The organism is Peribacillus sp. BM1 (assembly GCF_056679975.1).
In genome coordinates this window covers 2,054,042-2,070,686 of sequence record NZ_CM155259.1, presented here as the reverse complement: position 1 = coordinate 2,070,686, position 16,645 = coordinate 2,054,042, and the positions used below count along the sequence as shown (strand labels likewise).

15 protein-coding genes are annotated in these 16,645 nt (G+C 38.1%); 1 reads left to right on the top strand and 14 read right to left on the bottom strand.

Features of this window, described 5'->3' with window-relative positions; translation table 11 throughout:
* Positions 1–62 precede the first annotated feature (62 nt).
* The 13 genes from AC1MGI_RS10015 to AC1MGI_RS09955 form a co-directional block, all read right to left on the bottom strand.
* Positions 63–1,970 carry a PTS mannitol transporter subunit IICBA gene (locus tag AC1MGI_RS10015; RefSeq protein WP_480349566.1) on the bottom strand — a complete coding sequence of 636 codons (1,908 nt, stop codon included), beginning with the start codon at positions 1,968–1,970 and terminating at the stop codon, positions 63–65.
* A gap of 208 nt (positions 1,971–2,178) precedes the next feature.
* A complete protein-coding gene (locus AC1MGI_RS10010) occupies positions 2,179–2,505 on the bottom strand; it encodes a YnfA family protein (protein WP_049680264.1) in 327 nt (108 codons plus the stop codon).
* 271 nt (positions 2,506–2,776) lie between these two features.
* A complete protein-coding gene (locus AC1MGI_RS10005; protein WP_480349564.1) occupies positions 2,777–3,856 on the bottom strand; it encodes a copper resistance D family protein in 1,080 nt (359 codons plus the stop codon).
* On the bottom strand, positions 3,853–4,410 hold the full coding sequence (locus AC1MGI_RS10000; RefSeq protein WP_480349563.1) for a copper resistance CopC family protein: 558 nt from the start codon (positions 4,408–4,410) through the stop codon (positions 3,853–3,855). Before AC1MGI_RS10000 ends, AC1MGI_RS10005 begins: the two co-directional genes overlap by 4 nt.
* A 282-nt stretch (positions 4,411–4,692) precedes the next feature.
* Positions 4,693–6,828 (bottom strand): heavy metal translocating P-type ATPase, encoded by a 2,136-nt coding sequence (locus tag AC1MGI_RS09995; protein ID WP_480349562.1) that lies wholly within the window; start codon positions 6,826–6,828, stop codon positions 4,693–4,695.
* The gene (locus AC1MGI_RS09990) at positions 6,821–7,189 is read right to left on the bottom strand and encodes an ArsR/SmtB family transcription factor (protein WP_480349561.1); all 369 of its coding nucleotides are present in this window, start codon (positions 7,187–7,189) and stop codon (positions 6,821–6,823) included. The genes AC1MGI_RS09995 and AC1MGI_RS09990 overlap by 8 nt, the downstream gene beginning before the upstream one ends.
* 199 nt (positions 7,190–7,388) lie before the next feature.
* The gene (locus AC1MGI_RS09985; protein ID WP_480349759.1) at positions 7,389–7,895 is read right to left on the bottom strand and encodes a PCYCGC motif-containing (lipo)protein; all 507 of its coding nucleotides are present in this window, start codon (positions 7,893–7,895) and stop codon (positions 7,389–7,391) included.
* Between the two features lie 216 nt (positions 7,896–8,111).
* Complete coding sequence (gene arsC, locus AC1MGI_RS09980; protein ID WP_480349560.1) at positions 8,112–8,531, bottom strand: arsenate reductase (thioredoxin); 420 nt, start codon at positions 8,529–8,531, stop codon at positions 8,112–8,114.
* A gap of 32 nt (positions 8,532–8,563) precedes the next feature.
* Positions 8,564–9,862 (bottom strand): arsenic transporter, encoded by a 1,299-nt coding sequence (locus AC1MGI_RS09975; protein WP_480349559.1) that lies wholly within the window; start codon positions 9,860–9,862, stop codon positions 8,564–8,566.
* Positions 9,863–9,880: 18 nt separating this feature from the next.
* Positions 9,881–10,228, bottom strand: coding sequence for an ArsR/SmtB family transcription factor (locus AC1MGI_RS09970; protein ID WP_480349558.1), 348 nt, complete (start codon positions 10,226–10,228; stop codon positions 9,881–9,883).
* Positions 10,229–10,738: 510 nt separating this feature from the next.
* Positions 10,739–12,157, bottom strand: a complete 1,419-nt coding sequence (locus AC1MGI_RS09965) for a SpoVR family protein (protein WP_480349557.1) — start codon at positions 12,155–12,157, stop codon at positions 10,739–10,741.
* Positions 12,158–12,500: 343 nt separating this feature from the next.
* Entirely contained in the window at positions 12,501–12,812 is a 312-nt protein-coding gene (locus tag AC1MGI_RS09960) for a DUF3889 domain-containing protein (protein ID WP_480349556.1), read from the bottom strand.
* Between the two features lie 63 nt (positions 12,813–12,875).
* Complete coding sequence (locus AC1MGI_RS09955) at positions 12,876–13,844, bottom strand: M14 family zinc carboxypeptidase (RefSeq protein WP_480349555.1); 969 nt, start codon at positions 13,842–13,844, stop codon at positions 12,876–12,878.
* 332 nt (positions 13,845–14,176) lie between these two features.
* Here AC1MGI_RS09955 and AC1MGI_RS09950 point away from each other — a divergent pair, with 332 nt between their 5' ends.
* Positions 14,177–14,419: a YhdB family protein gene (locus AC1MGI_RS09950; RefSeq protein ID WP_403072311.1), complete on the top strand. Its 243-nt coding sequence runs from the start codon at positions 14,177–14,179 to the stop codon at positions 14,417–14,419.
* Positions 14,420–14,602: 183 nt separating this feature from the next.
* Here the strand turns inward: AC1MGI_RS09950 and AC1MGI_RS09945 are convergent, their stop codons facing one another.
* Entirely contained in the window at positions 14,603–16,333 is a 1,731-nt protein-coding gene (locus AC1MGI_RS09945; protein ID WP_480349554.1) for a phospho-sugar mutase, read from the bottom strand.
* Between the last annotated feature and the right edge of the window lie 312 nt (positions 16,334–16,645).

The following is a 16,645-nucleotide window of genomic DNA, read 5'->3' as shown; positions in this document are numbered from 1 at the left end:
CTCTTACAAAAGGGAGATTAGAAAAGCGCTTGGTTCACTTTTCTATTCGTAAATGTAAGTATTTATTCTTTTCCTAAAATAGCTATTATTTCTTGCGCCGTTTTCGCTTCGACTAACTTTTCAATATTATCCATATCAGAACAGGTCACGGCGATTCCAGATAATATCTCAAGATGTGTACCGTCTTTCCCAGCAATACCGAAGATTAAACGTACTTTTTGACCGTCAAAGTCCACTCCATTTGGAACTTGTAAAACGGTAAATCCAGAATTGAGAACATCCTTTTTCGCTTCTTCAGTACCGTGTGGAATCGCAACATCATTACCCATATAGGTTGAAGTCATTTCATCACGATCAATCATGGCTTCAATATAGCTTTCGTTCACATATCCAGCATTCACTAATGCTCTTCCAGCAAAGCGAATCGCCTCTTCTTTATTAGCGAATTCTTGATTTAGAAACACATTTTCCGGACGAAGCAAGCCGTCATTGTCATTGTCACTATCAGGGTTACCAGGAACAGCTTCTTGTGCATCCTCTACGATTTCATGAAGCTCTGCATTGGCTGGAAACTTTAACTGACTGATTAATCGATCATATTCTGGACTTGATAAGAAATTATCCACGGAAATATGATACGCATTCGGCACTTGTTTCTGTGCTCTCGGTGTCAGTTCTTCCTGTGTGATGACAATTTGGGCATCAGAAGGAAGATTACTAATAGATGTATTCGTAACAGCGACATCCATTCCTGCTTCCTTCACTTTCTTGCGAAGAAGAGAAGCACCCATTGCGCTAGAACCCATTCCGGCATCACATGCAAAGATGATTTTATTCACGTTATCTGGCATCGTACCTTGTGAAACAAATACATCTGCAACAGAACTTTTCTTCCCTTTCATTTCTTGCATTTTTTTAGCTGCATCTTCAATGCTTTCATCTGTTTGTTTCCCTGTTTTCAGGACGAATGCAGAAATAACAAATGAAACAATTCCAGCTACTAACACACCTGCAAAGTTTGCTATAAACGCACTTGTGTGATGTGGAGTAACTGCAGCGATCGCTAGGATACTACCAGGTGATGCTGGGGCGAATAATCCTCCACCTAAAAGTACTAATGTAAATACGCCACTCATTCCACCCAAGATAACGGCAAAAAATAACATCGGACGCATTAATATATATGGGAAGTAAATTTCGTGGATTCCACCAAAGAATTGAATAATGGCAGCTCCCGGTGCTGATTTCTTGGCTGTCCCTTTTCCAAAAATACTATAAGCAAGCAAGACACCAATACCAGGTCCTGGGTTTGCCTCAAGTAGAAATAAAACGGACTGTCCAGTCTGTTTAACTTGTTCAATACCAATTGGTGAAAGGACACCATGGTTAATTGCATTATTTAAGAACAATACTTTTGCAGGTTCAATGATGATGCTCGTTAATGGCAATAATCCTGCCGCTACGAGTCCATCAACACCCGTAACTAGCCATCCTGTAAACACAGTTACGGCAGGACCGACTCCTAAGAAGGATAGAATAGCGAGAACTCCGCCAATGATTCCTGCTGAGAAATTGTTTACTAACATTTCAAACCCAGCTTTGACCTTCCCTTCAATCCATTGATCAAACTTCTTGATCGCATAGCCACCAAGCGGCCCCATAACCATGGCGCCAAGGAACATTGGAATCTCTGCGCCTACGATGACACCCATCGTTGCAATAGCTCCAACAACACCACCGCGCTGATCATGTATAATCTTACCACCTGTATACCCGATTAATAGCGGCAGCAAGTATTTAACCATTGGATCGACCATTTGGCCTAAACTTTCACTTGGAAAGAAACCAGTAGGTATAAATAGTGCAGTAATTAACCCCCACGCTATGAAAGCTGAAATATTCGGCATGACCATCGAACTAAGGAAATTCCCGAACTTTTGTATAGCTACTTTTATATTTAATTGAGCCATTTTCTCTCTTCCCTTCATTATATTCATCATTAATGGTAAAGGACGAGTCTCAAGCATTCAATAACGAAGAAAGCTAACTTTGTCGCGACAAAGGAGACAAAGATATTGTTTCTCAAATATATTCGCCTTATTCTCTTGATAAAAGATTACAAGCTTATTTTATTGTGGATAATATAATAACAGTATTATTTCATTACAATCGATTTATTTATTGCCTTGGTGCCCATAACATAACAGATACACCAATTAAACAAATGGCACCACCTACCCAGTCGTACAAGTCTGGCGTTTTTTTATCTACTCCCCATCCCCATAATACCGAAAGTATAATAAAGACACCTCCATACGCAGCATAAACACGACCGAAAGATGGAAATGTTTGAAACGTAGCAACAACTCCATATAAAGCTAAGGCGAGTCCTCCTAACATCCCCAAATAAAAGGGCTTTCCCTCACGAAGCCATAACCAAATAAGATAACCTCCACCAATTTCTGCTAATCCCGCAAATAAAAATACAGCAATAGTATAAATCATCTTTACTCACATTCTCCTCACACGTGCTTGGTAAAATTAATTATACATGATCCAATTCAAAATTCACTGAATTCTTCAAACCCTATGTAAATATCTCCATATAAACGATTTAAACATCCTGTTATTCAGACTATTTCATGTAAATAGGCAATATTAACTCTATTTTATAGCGAAAATTCAATTAATTCGGAAGAAAAAAGCCATCCTTCTTTAACAAGAAGATGACTTTGATCCACATTTAGATTTGATAACAACATATTTGTATATGGATTTATATGGACATGGATAACATTAATCCCATATACACAGCAGCCATAAAACTCACTCCGAATATTAACCCTAAATAAGGTTTTCTATTTTTAAAACTTACAATAATCATCGCCAAAAATACGAATGAGATGATGATTAACAATATCGTTTGAAAAAATGGAATAAACTGTACATCTAACGGAACAATAATATCTTTACCTAATAACCATTCTACCCAAGGAGAGGCACCTTCAGAGATTACTGTGAGATCAATTGTATGAGGGGGCGATAACGTCCCCATTACAGCAGTAAAATAAAATACGAACAGTAGTAAAATACTTTCACAAATTAGCCAAGGACGTGGGTTAAAGGACGAATGATTCATTGCTTTTTTCACAAGAAATCCGTTAACAAAAGCAAAAACAATGACAGGTATGATGCTAATATGTTTTAGAAGCAGCATTTGCCCATAAGGTAGGACCCAAGACTTCACATAATCTTTCGGTTCCACAATCGGTACCATTATCATAAATCCACTTATAAAAATTACGACTATACAGACGATAGCAAATGGGGTAAACCAGCGCAAAAATTTTAACAAAGAGGAATGTTTTTTTGAAAACCATGATATATGAATGAGTATACCTGTCCATAATGAGACGATTAGAAAATGTGTCGTATGAGAGAATAATCCCTTCCAAAAAGACAACGAAGCACTATGACTAGCATATCCTACTCCTAGAATCATTAAGAATAGCAGCAACGCCTGTAAATATTTAGATCCTTTTACATAAATAGTCATCCATAAAAACGTTGCCATAAAGCCTATGAAAATCCAGGACTTCCCAATCTGAAATTCAGTAAGTACAGACATCGTCGCCTGCTGTAACCCAACACTGTCCTTAAAATAGGAGATGACTTGCACAATGGGCATTAAAGTAAAAATAATGATCCCAAGAGTTGAAAGTAATAATACAGATTTCGGAACATTTATCTTTGGCTTACTTTCTTCTGGTACAAATTGCAGCGCGATATACCCCGCTAGAATTGAAAACATCAGATAATTTCCTAATTCAGCAATTTGAATTAGTATATTCATCATTTACGCTTCTTCTTGAACAATACAACTAGACCTATAACCAAAATGGCTAAAAGAAGTACTGTAATAATTGTTGTTACTGTATTGGTTGATGTTTGATCTTCAGTTTGGGTCTCTACTTTTGGAGTCCCTACTTTATCCTGCTGTTTATTCTCTTGTTTATTTTCCTCTACTTTTGGTTCTGGTGTTTCTTTTTCTTCATTTATTTGTTCTATTTCTACAGCGAATGAAACCTTGCCAGTTATGGGATGTCCATCTTCTCCCGCAATATTCCAATCAATGATATAAGAGCCATTTTCAAGTGGTGCGGATAATGTCCCAACCATTTGCTTGTCTTGTACTAGGACTTGAGAAAGTGGTATTTCTACTCCATCTTTCAAAAGCTTCATAGTACTTAATTTTTCAATATTCCCCGCGTAGTCGAGAGTGATTTCCTTAAGTTCCTCGGTCACAACTTGGCCTTCTGTAGGGTTAGATGAAGATAGATGAGTATGTGCACTTGCCATGGTAGGGATTGATATGAACATACATATCAACATAAAGAGTAACTTTTTCATTATCGATCCTTTCTTTTGACTAATATTTTTCTATATAACATTTTTATCATAACATTTTTAGCCTCGATCATTTCGCACGTATTTCCGACAATTTTGTAAACATCATAAAGTGAAACTTCAATCAGTGGGGGGGTTACGGGCAGTTATCCCTACCGATTCCTCGATTCCTCTAAGCCTTGAGGTGGGGGTCTTGACTTTCCGTTAATGCGGGATAAAAGTCTATTCCGATATCCGTTCCAATTATTTGTATCATCGGGCATAAGATTCTATGCCCGGCACTTTTTATTTATCTTTTAATCTAAGAAGTCGTAAGCTGTTAAGTGTGACAAGTAAAGTGGCACCCATATCGGCAAAAATTGCAATCCAAAGTGTTAACCAACCAGGGACTACCAATAATAAAGCCACAAGTTTAATTCCTAATGAAAATGTGATGTTTTGCTTGATGATTGATAAAGCTTTTCTGCTTAGTTGTAACGTATATGGTAATTTCTCTAAATCATCTGCCATAAGAGCGATATCAGCTGTCTCTAGAGCCGTGTCAGTTCCTGCACCGCCCATTGCAATACCAACCGTCGATGCGGCAAGTGCTGGAGCATCATTCACACCATCTCCAACCATGGCCACCTTTTCATATTTTCTTCTGAGATCCTTAATAAAAGCTAATTTATCTTGAGGGAGTAATTCAGCCTCTATATCGGAAACACCGACTTGGCTCCCAATCGCATTTGCTGTGCCTGCATTATCTCCAGTCAACATGATCGTTCTCTGAATACCCAGTGAGTGAAGCTTTTCGATAACTGTCTTACTGTTTTCTCTCACTATATCCGCGACCGCAAGCAAGGCTAACACTCCATTTGCAGTACCAATCAACATGACTGTTTTCCCTTGATTTTGCAATCCAGTGATCGTTTCCTTTGTGGTTGTCGGGATTCCATTCTGAATCATTTCATTAAATAATTGGGGACTTCCTACATAATAAGTCTCATCTTTTACCTGCCCTTTAATGCCCTTACCTGTAATGGCAATGAAGTCTTTGATGTTTACTTCTTTATAAGGTATATTCTCTGCCTCTGCCTTTTTCATGATAGCTGATGCTAATGGATGTTGAGATCCGTTCTCTAAAGCTGCGGTAATCGCTAGAAGTTCACCCGAATTCATATCCGTTAATGGAAGATAATCCGTTACAACAGGAACACCCTTCGTCAAGGTTCCCGTTTTATCGAATGCGATGGCTTTAATTGCGCCCATCTCCTCCAAATGGATTCCTCCCTTAATTAAGACACCTTTTCTAGCAGCGTTTCCGATTGCTGTTACAATCGCAACAGGTGTAGAAATAACTAATGCACATGGACAGCCCACCACTAATGCAGCCAAGCCTTGATAAATCCATTTGTTCCAATCACCATCAAAAAACAGTGGAGAAATGGTTGCCACCCCTAAAGCAACCAAGATGATTAATGGTGTATAATATTTAGCGAACCGATCTACAAATACTTGGGAAGGGGCTCGTTCTGCTTGTGCTTCTTCCACTAAGTGAATAATCTTTGCAATCGTCGTATCATCCACATGTTTCGTAACCCGTACCTCAAGAAGTCCTTCTTCATTTAAGGTTCCGGCGTACACTTCATCATCTATTCCCTTAGCAACAGGTACCGATTCTCCAGTGATAGCCGCTTGATTGATCGTGGATGCACCTTTACTAACTATTCCATCCATTGCAATTTTTTGCCCAGGTTTTACAATCATGATATCGCCGATTTTGATCTCTTCAATTTCTATCATAAACTCTTTGGTTCCTCTACGAATGAACGCTTCTTTTGGTGCGATATCCATAAGAGAGCGAATCGATTGGCGGGCTTTATCCATTGAATAGGATTCTAATGCTTCACTTATTGCGAAGAGAATCACAACAGTAGCACCTTCACCCCATTCTCCAATAACGGCAGCCCCTATTACAGCAATCGTCATTAAAGTCTTCATATCAAACTGAAAACGAATCAAGTTTTTAACTCCCGTGAGAAAGAGGTGATAACCACCAATAATCATAGATGCTGCATAAGCCAATACCGTAGCTACACTTTCTTCCCCATTTAATTGCCCATAAAAATATCCAATTAACAGGAAGACAAATGCACCTATAACGCTTGAGTTCTTTTTCCAGAAAGGTTCCTTCACTTCTATGAGTCGTTGTTTTTCGGGAGTGACTTTTAAATTTTCAAAAGCCCCCGCTTTTTCCAATTCTTCAATGGAGGCATCACCAAAAACTGTAATTTTAGAAGCCCCAAAGTTTAATTGTACATCTGATACTCCATCTAGACTTTTGACATTCTTTTCGAACTTAGCTGCACAGTTTGCACAAGAAAATCCTTGAACTCGATAGACTGCTTTTTCTTCTGAAGTCTCTAGCTTATTATTCATGCACTGCCACCTCCCTTTGGTGAGTAAATGCAATTTGGACTAATTGTTTAACATGATCATCATCCAAGGAATAAAACACTAACTTTCCTTCTTTCCGATATTTAGCTAAACCTAAGTTTCGCAGTAACCTTAAGTGGTGAGAGGCAGTTGCAGTTGTACACCCAACAATACTCGCTACATCACATACACATAATTCATCTTCTTCACTCAACGATAAAGCGATTTTAATTCTTGTATCATCAGCCAATGCTTTGAATATTTGCGAGACAGCCATTGTATTTTGTTTGGATACAGATTCTTTCACTCTTCTTACTTTTGACTCATCAATACAAGTTACTTCACATACATCAGTTTGTTTCATTTTTTTCACCGCCATTATTCAAATACTTGTTTGACTATTAGTATATGAGGTATTTTTTCATTAGTCAAACAATTGTTTGAATGTTTGCTAAATTTTACATATTCACATTCCGATTAATAAAAGGGTCAGACCTTCTCTCTATCGTTTATGACGTATAAACGGTTGTATAGAGTGTGAGATCTGACCCTTTCCTAATTTATTAAGCTTCTGGAGTTGGTGTAGGCTTAGCGTATCCATTCTCATACTTTTTATCAATTGCTTTTCGGATTTCTTTAATAGATTTTCCTTCGCTATAATCAATGATCGATTGTGCGGCTATTTCTAAACAGACACCGCATTTTGTTCCATGATCATCCCAAGTTAATGCTCCATTCCTTTTGTTTTCAAAAATAAAGCAATCATAGTTACTTTTATGATTCACCGCTTCACCGCATCCACAATAACAAGGGATTTTTTCAAGCAAACCTTTATGGTTAGCGGCTGTGGTATAAATTAATTTCATATCTTCTGATTTATCGTTCATAAATTTCGGCAATACATCAACGCTACTTGTTTCTTCACGGATATCACTAATAGCATGTTCTGTGTGTTCTGCATGAACTTCTTCTTTTTCACTTTTCTGTTCCTCAACCTTAGTATTTGAACATGCTGATACTACTCCTAATAAAACACAAATCACAATCATCAACGAATGCTTAACTTTCATTTTTTTGTCCCTTTCCTCTTCATTGTTAATTAAAGTGTAAGCTCCTGTATTCAAGATAACAAGTCCTATTAAACAGCTAACTAAAATTTATGAGATTAAATGATGACAGGATCAAAACTTTCAACTTTCATCATCGGCATCCCTCTCACATAACCATTTACTTATACATGAATTAAAAGAAAAGCCGAGAGATGTCTCACGGCTTTCCCTTGTTAATTATTCACCTGTTTTAGCGAAACGTTCAATTCTTTTGCCAATTTCATCACGGACACGCCCAAAAGTAGCCCATTTTTCTTCATCTGTTCCTTCCGCTTTCGCTGGGTCATCAAATCCCCAGTGTTCACGTTTTACATGTGGAGGTGTCATGGGACATTTGTCCGCCGCATCGCCGCATAACGTTACAACAAAATCGGCATTATTTAAAATATCAGGGTCAATGATATCCGAAGATTGATTGGAAATATCAAGTCCAACTTCGTTCATTGCTTTTACAGCATTAGGATTTAAGCCGTGTGCTTCAATTCCTGCACTAAGCACTTGCCACTCGTCTCCTAGATATTTTTTTCCCCAAGCTTCCGCCATTTGGCTTCTGCAAGAGTTTCCCGTACATAAGAAGTAAAGTGTTTTTTTCATCATGTTGATTTCTCCTTTTTAAGTAAAGTTCGTTTTTAATGAATAATAAGCAACCATATATACAAGCCAACTAATGTAATAAACAATGTTGGGATGGTTAAAATAAGGCCTGTTTTAAAGTAAGTTCCCCATGAGATCTTCACGCCTTTTAATGAAAGTACATGTAGCCACAATAATGTAGCCAAAGAACCAATTGGTGTAATTTTCGGTCCTAAGTCCGAACCGATGACATTTGCATAAATCAGCGCTTCCCTGATCACGCCTGTTGTACTCGTATCCTTGATCGCAAGTGCATCAATCATAACAGTCGGCATATTATTCATGAGCGAGGAAAGTATAGCCGCAATAAAGCCCATTCCCATCGTTGCTGTGAATAAGCCTTGATCAGCGGTAACTTGGATTACATCTGTTAATACATTCGTTAATCCAACATTTCGTAGGCTGTAAACTACTACATACATGCCAATCGAGAAAAATACAATTGCCCATGGTGCGCCTTTAATCACTGTTTTCGTGTTGACTGCTGGGCTCCTTCTAGCCATCATTAGGAAGAAAATTGCGACGATGCCTGCAATGATGGATACAGGTACCCCAATAAATTCACTTGAAAAATAACCAATCAGCAATATTCCTAATACAATCCAAGACAGTCGAAACATTCTTTTGTCTTGAATGGCATCCACTGGTTTTTTAAGTTGTGATACATCATAATTCTTCGGAATACTTTTACGGAAAAACAAATATAAAACCAAAATACTTGCTACCAGTGCAAAGAGGTCTGGTATGATCATTCTTGATGCATACTCGGCAAAACTAATACTGAAAAAGTCTGCCGACACAATGTTTACAAGATTGCTTACCACCAAAGGTAAAGAGGTAGTATCAGCAATAAAACCACTCGCTATGATAAATGGGAAAATCATTTTATCACTAAACTTCAAGGCACGAACCATTGCTAATACAATCGGTGTAAGGATAAGAGCCGCTCCGTCATTTGCAAAAATAGCAGACACAAGAGCACCCAGAATACTTACATAGACAAACATTCTTACACCATTTCCCTTAGCCGCTCTAGCCATATGTAGAGCTGCCCATTCAAAAAAGCCTATCTCATCTAAAATAAGGGAGATAATAATAATGGCGACGAAAGCGAGCGTTGCGTTCCAAACAATTGATGTCACGTCAATGACATCTGTAAAATCTACCACACCAACAAGTAAAGCTAAAACCGCACCGCCACAAGCTGACCATCCAATTGACAATCCCTTTGGCTGCCAGATAACAAGAAGGAGTGTTAATAAAAAAATGATAATTGCCAAAATAACTGATCCCACTGAAGTAGTTCCTCCTAGTTAGTCACAACATATTCGTTTTCCTTGTGCTGTTAATTCTTCTAATTTAAAGTTTAGACTTGGCAAGTCCTTGATAACGGTTTGAATATATGAGAAATACGAAGATGTTGGGTTTAACGAATAGAATATCCATTGCCCTCTTCTGGCTTCTTTCACGATTCCGCTATCTTTTAATTTTCGTAAATGTTGGCTAATAGCAGGTTGGCTCATATCAAATAGGTCCACAAATTCGCAGACACAACACTCATGCTCAGACATAATTTTAACCATGGTCAAACGTGTTTTATCACCAAGAAGTTTAAGAACGTTTGCCGTCATTTCAATATCTAATTTTTCATTCATTTGCATGTTTTACTTACCTCCCTTACTGATTCATAAATAATTATATACTTATATAAAAAGATATCCTTTAAATCTTTTTAACCCCTCATCATTGTATAAGCATATTCTTATATACGCAAGCCAAAAAGCATCTTCAATAAAAAACTGTTACTTTAAGCTGCTTAAAAAATGGTTTCAAATTAACTCCGATTACATAGCTAGTAATTGTTTAACGGAATATTTAAAGCATTTGTGAGTTTTTATAATTTGGATAATTGGGTTACTGAAGCATTTAGTCTTCATATGTATGGCGCTAGTATAGTCTTATCGACACGGCTATACTAGCACCATGATTCCTGTTTAAATCAGGTTTTATATCCAATTTATTGTTCAAATAAATTGTCGTTACAACTCTGTAATAATTCCGTAACTCATAAATAATTAACTTTGTCTGTTTTTAATAGGTTTCATTATTACTGCACGGTCTACCCTGAGGTACATATTCAACAGCCGACCATATAAGCGGCCGGCTATCCTTTATAAATATTTCCGATGCACACCTTTACCATCATATGAAAAGAGTACTTCTTTTTTCTCCATGACCGATTCCAAATGAACAGGGCGTCCCCAAAGCTGGTGAATATAAGGCAGTACCTTTTCTAGATATTTCAAATCTAGCTCAATATCTTCGTACCAATGTTTCAGATAAAGCTCACCATTTCGTAGATAATCGCCATCATTGACCGTAATATATGGAAACCCGCCATTGACGCGCATGCTGACGAGCTGATCGCGAACCTGCTCCCATGCCTTATCAACCACTTTGTAATCCTTCCCTTGCTTTTGGAATAGATACATATCTTCACGTGTCACTAAGTCTTTAGTTAAATAATTCCGGATAAAAGATATGTCCGCTTCGATTTCTCGAACTTCAAACATCTTTTCTCGACCAGAATCTGGCTTGACACCAAGCTTCTTCATTTCATCAGTTGGGTTATTATAACGTTCTTCAATATCTTCGAAAATCTTCAAACCGAGGTAATATGGGTTTATACTTGTACGTGATGGTTGGACGACACCGGCATTGAGCTTGGCGAACTCCAATGCTTCTCCCGAGGTCAAATCCAATTCCCTGACGATTCTTTGATGCCAATAAGATGCCCAGCCTTCATTCATGATTTTCGTTTCAAGCTGTGGCCAAAAATAAAGCATTTCTTCGCGCATCATTGTTAAAATATCCCGCTGCCATTCGGTCAAATCACGGCTGTATTGTTCAATGAATAGTAAGATGTCCTTTTCTGGCTGTGGTGGGAATTTCTTTTTCTTTTTCCCTACACTACGTAGTGGTTTTTCCTTGTTATCCAAGGACCACAGATCATCATATGCGGACACAATTGGTTTAATTTCATCCTCATCATAATCTTCGTCCTCCATGGACCAAGCTAGCTTCGGCCGGACTAATGACGGATCGATATGTTCATCAATGGCCAACACTGCATCTAGAAATATTTCGACCTCTTTTTTGCCATGTAGAATTTCATATTGGCGAATCCGATCGGCCGTTGCTGCCATGCTTTCGACCATATCACGCTTTGTATTCTGAAATCGAACATTATTTTTAAAGAAATCACAGTGAGCAAGCACATGCGCAACAATCAATTTGTTTTGAATGAGCGAGTTTGAATCCAATAAAAATGCATAGCAAGGATTTGAATTAATAACCAATTCATATATTTTGCTCAACCCAAAGTCATACTGAATTTTCATTTTATGAAATTGTTTCCCGAAGCTCCAATGGGAAAACCTGGTTGGCATTCCGTACGCACCAAATGTATAAATGATTTCTGATGGACAAATTTCATACCGCATCGGATAGAAATCCAGCCCAAATCCCTCTGCAATCTCAGTAATTTCACTTATCGCATATTCCAATGCTTTCTGATCTTCTGTATTCATCCGCCTCTCCCCCTTTTTTCTTCCTTACATTAATGTATGAAAAAAGCGCGGGAACATGACGGAAGTTGGAATAGCTCCCAAATAATAACGAGGTTCCCCTCCTGTCTTTTTTCCAAACAAAACGAATATGGCGTTAATATACCAATATTTACGATTACATATCACGCTACACTCACCTATTCACAAGAGTGGTGGTGCAGAGCTGGATTTTTGGATGCTTACTCAATATAATAAGTATCCCTTCTAAGTAAATTGGCTATATTAGTAAGTCGCGAATCCCCGTTCCCATGCTCTTAATACAAAAAAAGACACAGCTTTCTGCCATGCCTTTCAATTCTTTTATTCACTTACTTTCTTCAACCGTTAAAGTTAATAACTTATTATTGGCCAGGTTATGTTTGATTTTGACCAGCACATTGAATTCTTTTCCACTTTCCGCTACCAAGAAAAGAAAATCATCTTCTACTTCATTTTTTGTCAATTGTTTTCGGCCTTTATATTCGTAGTCGGTGACTTCTTCAGCCGGATGGTTTGCTTGTATAACAGCAATGGCAATTTTTCCGTACTTTTCATAATCGGGCTGTTGGGCCAAAACGAGTTGAAACGAGCTAAGGCTTAGGATGAATATGAGTATACCTATGATTTTCTTCATCATTTTCCTCCTGTTGCAATGGTATATCTATAGTATGGAACGTATTCTTCTTCTTATTCTAAGGTTTTAAAAAGCGGACGATGCGAGCATCAATAAAACGGCACGGTTGCGATTCCATTCCTCGTAAATTACCTCGAGTGGAGGGCTCGTTTCATCGACAAGGTAGCTTAATTCAATTGTCATGGCTGGTCGTTGAAATTCGGTAATGAACCAATCGGTATAGCCGCTTCCATTGGCATGTTTCTCAGGAATAGACAAGTTGTAACCTGTTAAAACCGCTGTCTTTGCCGCCAAAGAATAATCACGTAAGATATTCTCAGGCTTATTATGGTAATACCAAAAAATTTCACGCCCTGATGTATGATAGGAAACAGCAAGTATTGGTTTGATTTGCTTAGTAAAGTGAACGAGCGCTTTTGATTCAGAGGCTTGCAGCGGTTTCTTTCCTTTGTAAAATTGATAATTTGGTGCCTGTGTATTTGTGTCCAGTTCATTCCAACCAGCTGGATATTGACGATTTAAATCTATCCCTCTTCCATTCGCCTTCCACCTTGACCAGTTTGTGCTAAAGTTGTTCATCCTAAATAATGCCCATTTTTCCTGTAGATCAAATGCGGAAAAATCCCCTTGTTGAATTTGAACACCATCCGGATTTAACAGAGGCACAAATATGAGGCTGACTTCATCTAATATATTGGTGGAATACCCATCAATGTTCAACTTTGATTCATAGGCTTTTGCGTATGCATTGATCATTTTCATGATTAATACAGTAGAGAGCCATTCTCTGCCGTGATGTGAACCGTTAATCAAAATTGATTGTTTTCCTTTTCCAAGCTTCACAGCCCAAATATTCTTTCCCTTTTCAGATTGACCGATTGACATCAAGTCAAGATGATAGCGTTTCTCCAAATCCTTTATCTCTTTTTCAAACTGCCCAACTGTATAGACAGAATTTGGTGTCTTTGTGTCAGCTTGAATGGGAAAACCAATCAAAATCATGGAACCTACTATGCAAACGATGACTCGTTTCATTTATAAACCACCTTCGTTTACCCAGTTTAACAAGTTCGAACTAATAGTACTTCAGTTTTTCTCCCACATTATTGGCAAGTCAAGCCTCTCCCTGATTGCAGTTTCACTTTATAAGAAAATCTTTGATTGGGGAGATACGGTGAACTTTACCAACGCGACAGTAAAACAACGCTAACTATCAATGGGGGGAGGAAATCTCCACTAATGGAACTTTCATTTTATCCAGGTAAATAGCAACAATCCCTAAGAAATAACATCTCCACATTTTTCTTTGTAACAAACGAACAAGTTTGAACAAACTACAAATAGCTCCTTAGTAAGGAGGAGATTTCATGACCAAAACGGATTACGACAGAGCATTGTTTTACACACACAGGTCAGAATGGGATAATTTGCTTATCTTAATGGTCCGCACCCGAGATCATTTTCTCTCAAAAAAGATTGAGCGCTTTTTGCATGCATATCACTTTGAACATGATCACAAGCTCATTGAAACACATCTATATGCATTACTTCGTTACCTCGATCATGCGGCTGAAAATATGACAGATTACTTTGAGCTGCTTCCTAGCTAACATTGCTATAGCTTCTGCAAATTGGAAACATATATACATGAAAAAGAGGAGCGTCTAAAAAAGCAAAGGGTCAGCCCCCGTAACAACTAAATACAGTACAAGATTAGTGTATGAAACACTACATACTGATTTAGAGTGCGGAGTCAGACCCTTATAAGACGCCCTTTTTTCTTTACATACCCATTAGATCAATTGTTGAATACGTGTCATGAAATCTTCCATAACAGCCGTTAATTTTTCTTTCGTGTCCTTCATCGTCTTTCCTTGTACACCAAAGTAAAATTTGATTTTTGGTTCCGTACCCGATGGTCGTAAACATACCCATGTGCCGTCTTCTAAAAAGTATTTAAGTACATTGGATTTAGGTAAGTCAATTGCCGTTTGTTCATTTTTTAGCAAGAAAAGCTTTTGACTGCTTTGGTAATCTTCCTGAACCACTACATGGTATCCAGCAATTGCTTTTGGCGGATTTTCACGGAACTCATTCAATATCCCCTGAATTTGTCTGGCACCATCAATTCCTTTAAGCGTAAGTGATTGTAACCCTTCCAGGTAGAAACCGTATTTTTCAAAAACTTCTAGTAAGCCTTCATACAATGTCATGCCTTGTTGTTTGTAATATGCACATACCTCAGAAGCTAATACGACAGATTGAATGGCATCTTTATCTCTCGCGAAATCTTTAATTAAATAGCCATAGCTCTCTTCATATCCAAATAGAAACTGGTGTTCACCTGACTCGTGGTACTGACCAATTTTCTCGGCAATAAATTTAAACCCAGTCAGGACGTCTATCGTTTGTAACCCGAAATTAGTAGCAATCGTGCGGCCTATTTCGGATGTCACAATCGTTTTCAATACCACTCCATTTGTAGGTAAAGTTCCCTTTGTTTGTTTTTGTTTTAATAAATAGTCCAAGAACAGTGCACCGGTTTGATTGCCAGTTAACACTACATATTCTCCATCCAAATTTTTCACAGCGACTCCAAGGCGGTCAGCATCCGGATCTGTTGCAATTAATAGATCCGCGTCTACTTTGCTACCAAGCTCAATGGCTAATTCAAATGCCGCTGGCTCCTCTGGATTCGGTGAGGTAACCGTAGAAAAATTAGGATCAGGCAGCTCCTGTTCCCTTACAACATGGACATTCTTATATCCAAGATCCTTCAATGCACGCCGCACGGATTTGTTAGCTGTACCATGAAGCGGTGAAAAGACAATTGAAATATCCGTTTCCGCTGCAAGTGTTGGATTTTCTGGAATGCTTAATAATTGTTCATTATAGGCTGTATCCAGCTCTTCGCCAATGGAAACGATAAGCCCTTTTTCCTTCAATGTCTTTGCATCATCAACTTGAAGAACGAGTTCATTTTCAATTGCATTCACATATTGAATGACTTTGTCTGCCGCATCTGGTGGCAACTGGGCACCATCTGGACCGTATACTTTATATCCGTTATATTCAGGTGGATTATGACTTGCAGTAATAACAATTCCCGAAAAAGCATTCAATTCTCGAACAGCGAATGATAATTCTGGTGTCGGACGCAGCTCATCGAAGAGATAAGCTTTAATTCCGGAAGTCGCAAGGGTCTTTGCTGCTTCTAATGCAAATTCTGGAGACTTATGTCTGGAATCATAGGCAATGACTACACCACGTGATTTCGCTTCCTCGCCAAATGATTCTATATATTGAGCTAGACCCAATGTTGCCTTTCGGACTGTATATACGTTCATCCGATTCGTCCCTGCGCCGATTTCCCCACGCATTCCGCCTGTCCCAAATTCAAGATTTTTATAGAATGCATCCTCTAGCAATGCATCATCGCCTTCTAATTGGTCAAGCAACACTCGTAATTCGTTGTCTAAATTTGGATCCCCTATCCATTTTGCGTATGTATCTCTCCAATTCACAAGCACAGTCCCCTTTTCTATAACGTGGATAACATTTTGAAAATTCACACTTGGATATATATTTCCTTTTTACCGTACCACATTTGTATAAAAAAAAGAAGCAGAAAAAGCGACTGTTCCAAAAGAAATGAACAAGCCCCGAAACGAGTAAAAATCATAGAAAACAAGGATGTTTTCACATTTACTTTTTTGAAATTTATGTAACTTAAAATTATCTTATTTCCCTGCTTCTTTAGACCCATTTAACTTACTATAATATCTATCACTACTTTCACACAAAAACCCATTCATCCGTTTGCATTTACCCAGAAT

What these genes read in the sequence shown, in the direction of transcription:
- AC1MGI_RS09955 (WP_480349555.1), bottom strand. Translation starts at nt 13,844, where the DNA reads ATGAAACGAGTCATCGTTTGCATAGTAGGTTCCATGATTTTGATTGGT.
- AC1MGI_RS09990 (WP_480349561.1), bottom strand. Translation starts at nt 7,189, where the DNA reads ATGAAACAAACTGATGTATGTGAAGTAACTTGTATTGATGAGTCAAAA.
- AC1MGI_RS10005 (WP_480349564.1), bottom strand. Translation starts at nt 3,856, where the DNA reads ATGATGAATATACTAATTCAAATTGCTGAATTAGGAAATTATCTGATG.
- arsC (WP_480349560.1), bottom strand. Translation starts at nt 8,531, where the DNA reads ATGATGAAAAAAACACTTTACTTCTTATGTACGGGAAACTCTTGCAGA.
- AC1MGI_RS09985 (WP_480349759.1), bottom strand. Translation starts at nt 7,895, where the DNA reads ATGAAAGTTAAGCATTCGTTGATGATTGTGATTTGTGTTTTATTAGGA.
- AC1MGI_RS09965 (WP_480349557.1), bottom strand. Translation starts at nt 12,157, where the DNA reads ATGAATACAGAAGATCAGAAAGCATTGGAATATGCGATAAGTGAAATT.
- AC1MGI_RS10010 (WP_049680264.1), bottom strand. Translation starts at nt 2,505, where the DNA reads ATGATTTATACTATTGCTGTATTTTTATTTGCGGGATTAGCAGAAATT.
- AC1MGI_RS09995 (WP_480349562.1), bottom strand. Translation starts at nt 6,828, where the DNA reads ATGAATAATAAGCTAGAGACTTCAGAAGAAAAAGCAGTCTATCGAGTT.
- AC1MGI_RS10015 (WP_480349566.1), bottom strand. Translation starts at nt 1,970, where the DNA reads ATGGCTCAATTAAATATAAAAGTAGCTATACAAAAGTTCGGGAATTTC.
- AC1MGI_RS09960 (WP_480349556.1), bottom strand. Translation starts at nt 12,812, where the DNA reads ATGATGAAGAAAATCATAGGTATACTCATATTCATCCTAAGCCTTAGC.
- AC1MGI_RS09950 (WP_403072311.1), top strand. Translation starts at nt 14,177, where the DNA reads ATGACCAAAACGGATTACGACAGAGCATTGTTTTACACACACAGGTCA.
- AC1MGI_RS09970 (WP_480349558.1), bottom strand. Translation starts at nt 10,228, where the DNA reads ATGCAAATGAATGAAAAATTAGATATTGAAATGACGGCAAACGTTCTT.
- AC1MGI_RS10000 (WP_480349563.1), bottom strand. Translation starts at nt 4,410, where the DNA reads ATGAAAAAGTTACTCTTTATGTTGATATGTATGTTCATATCAATCCCT.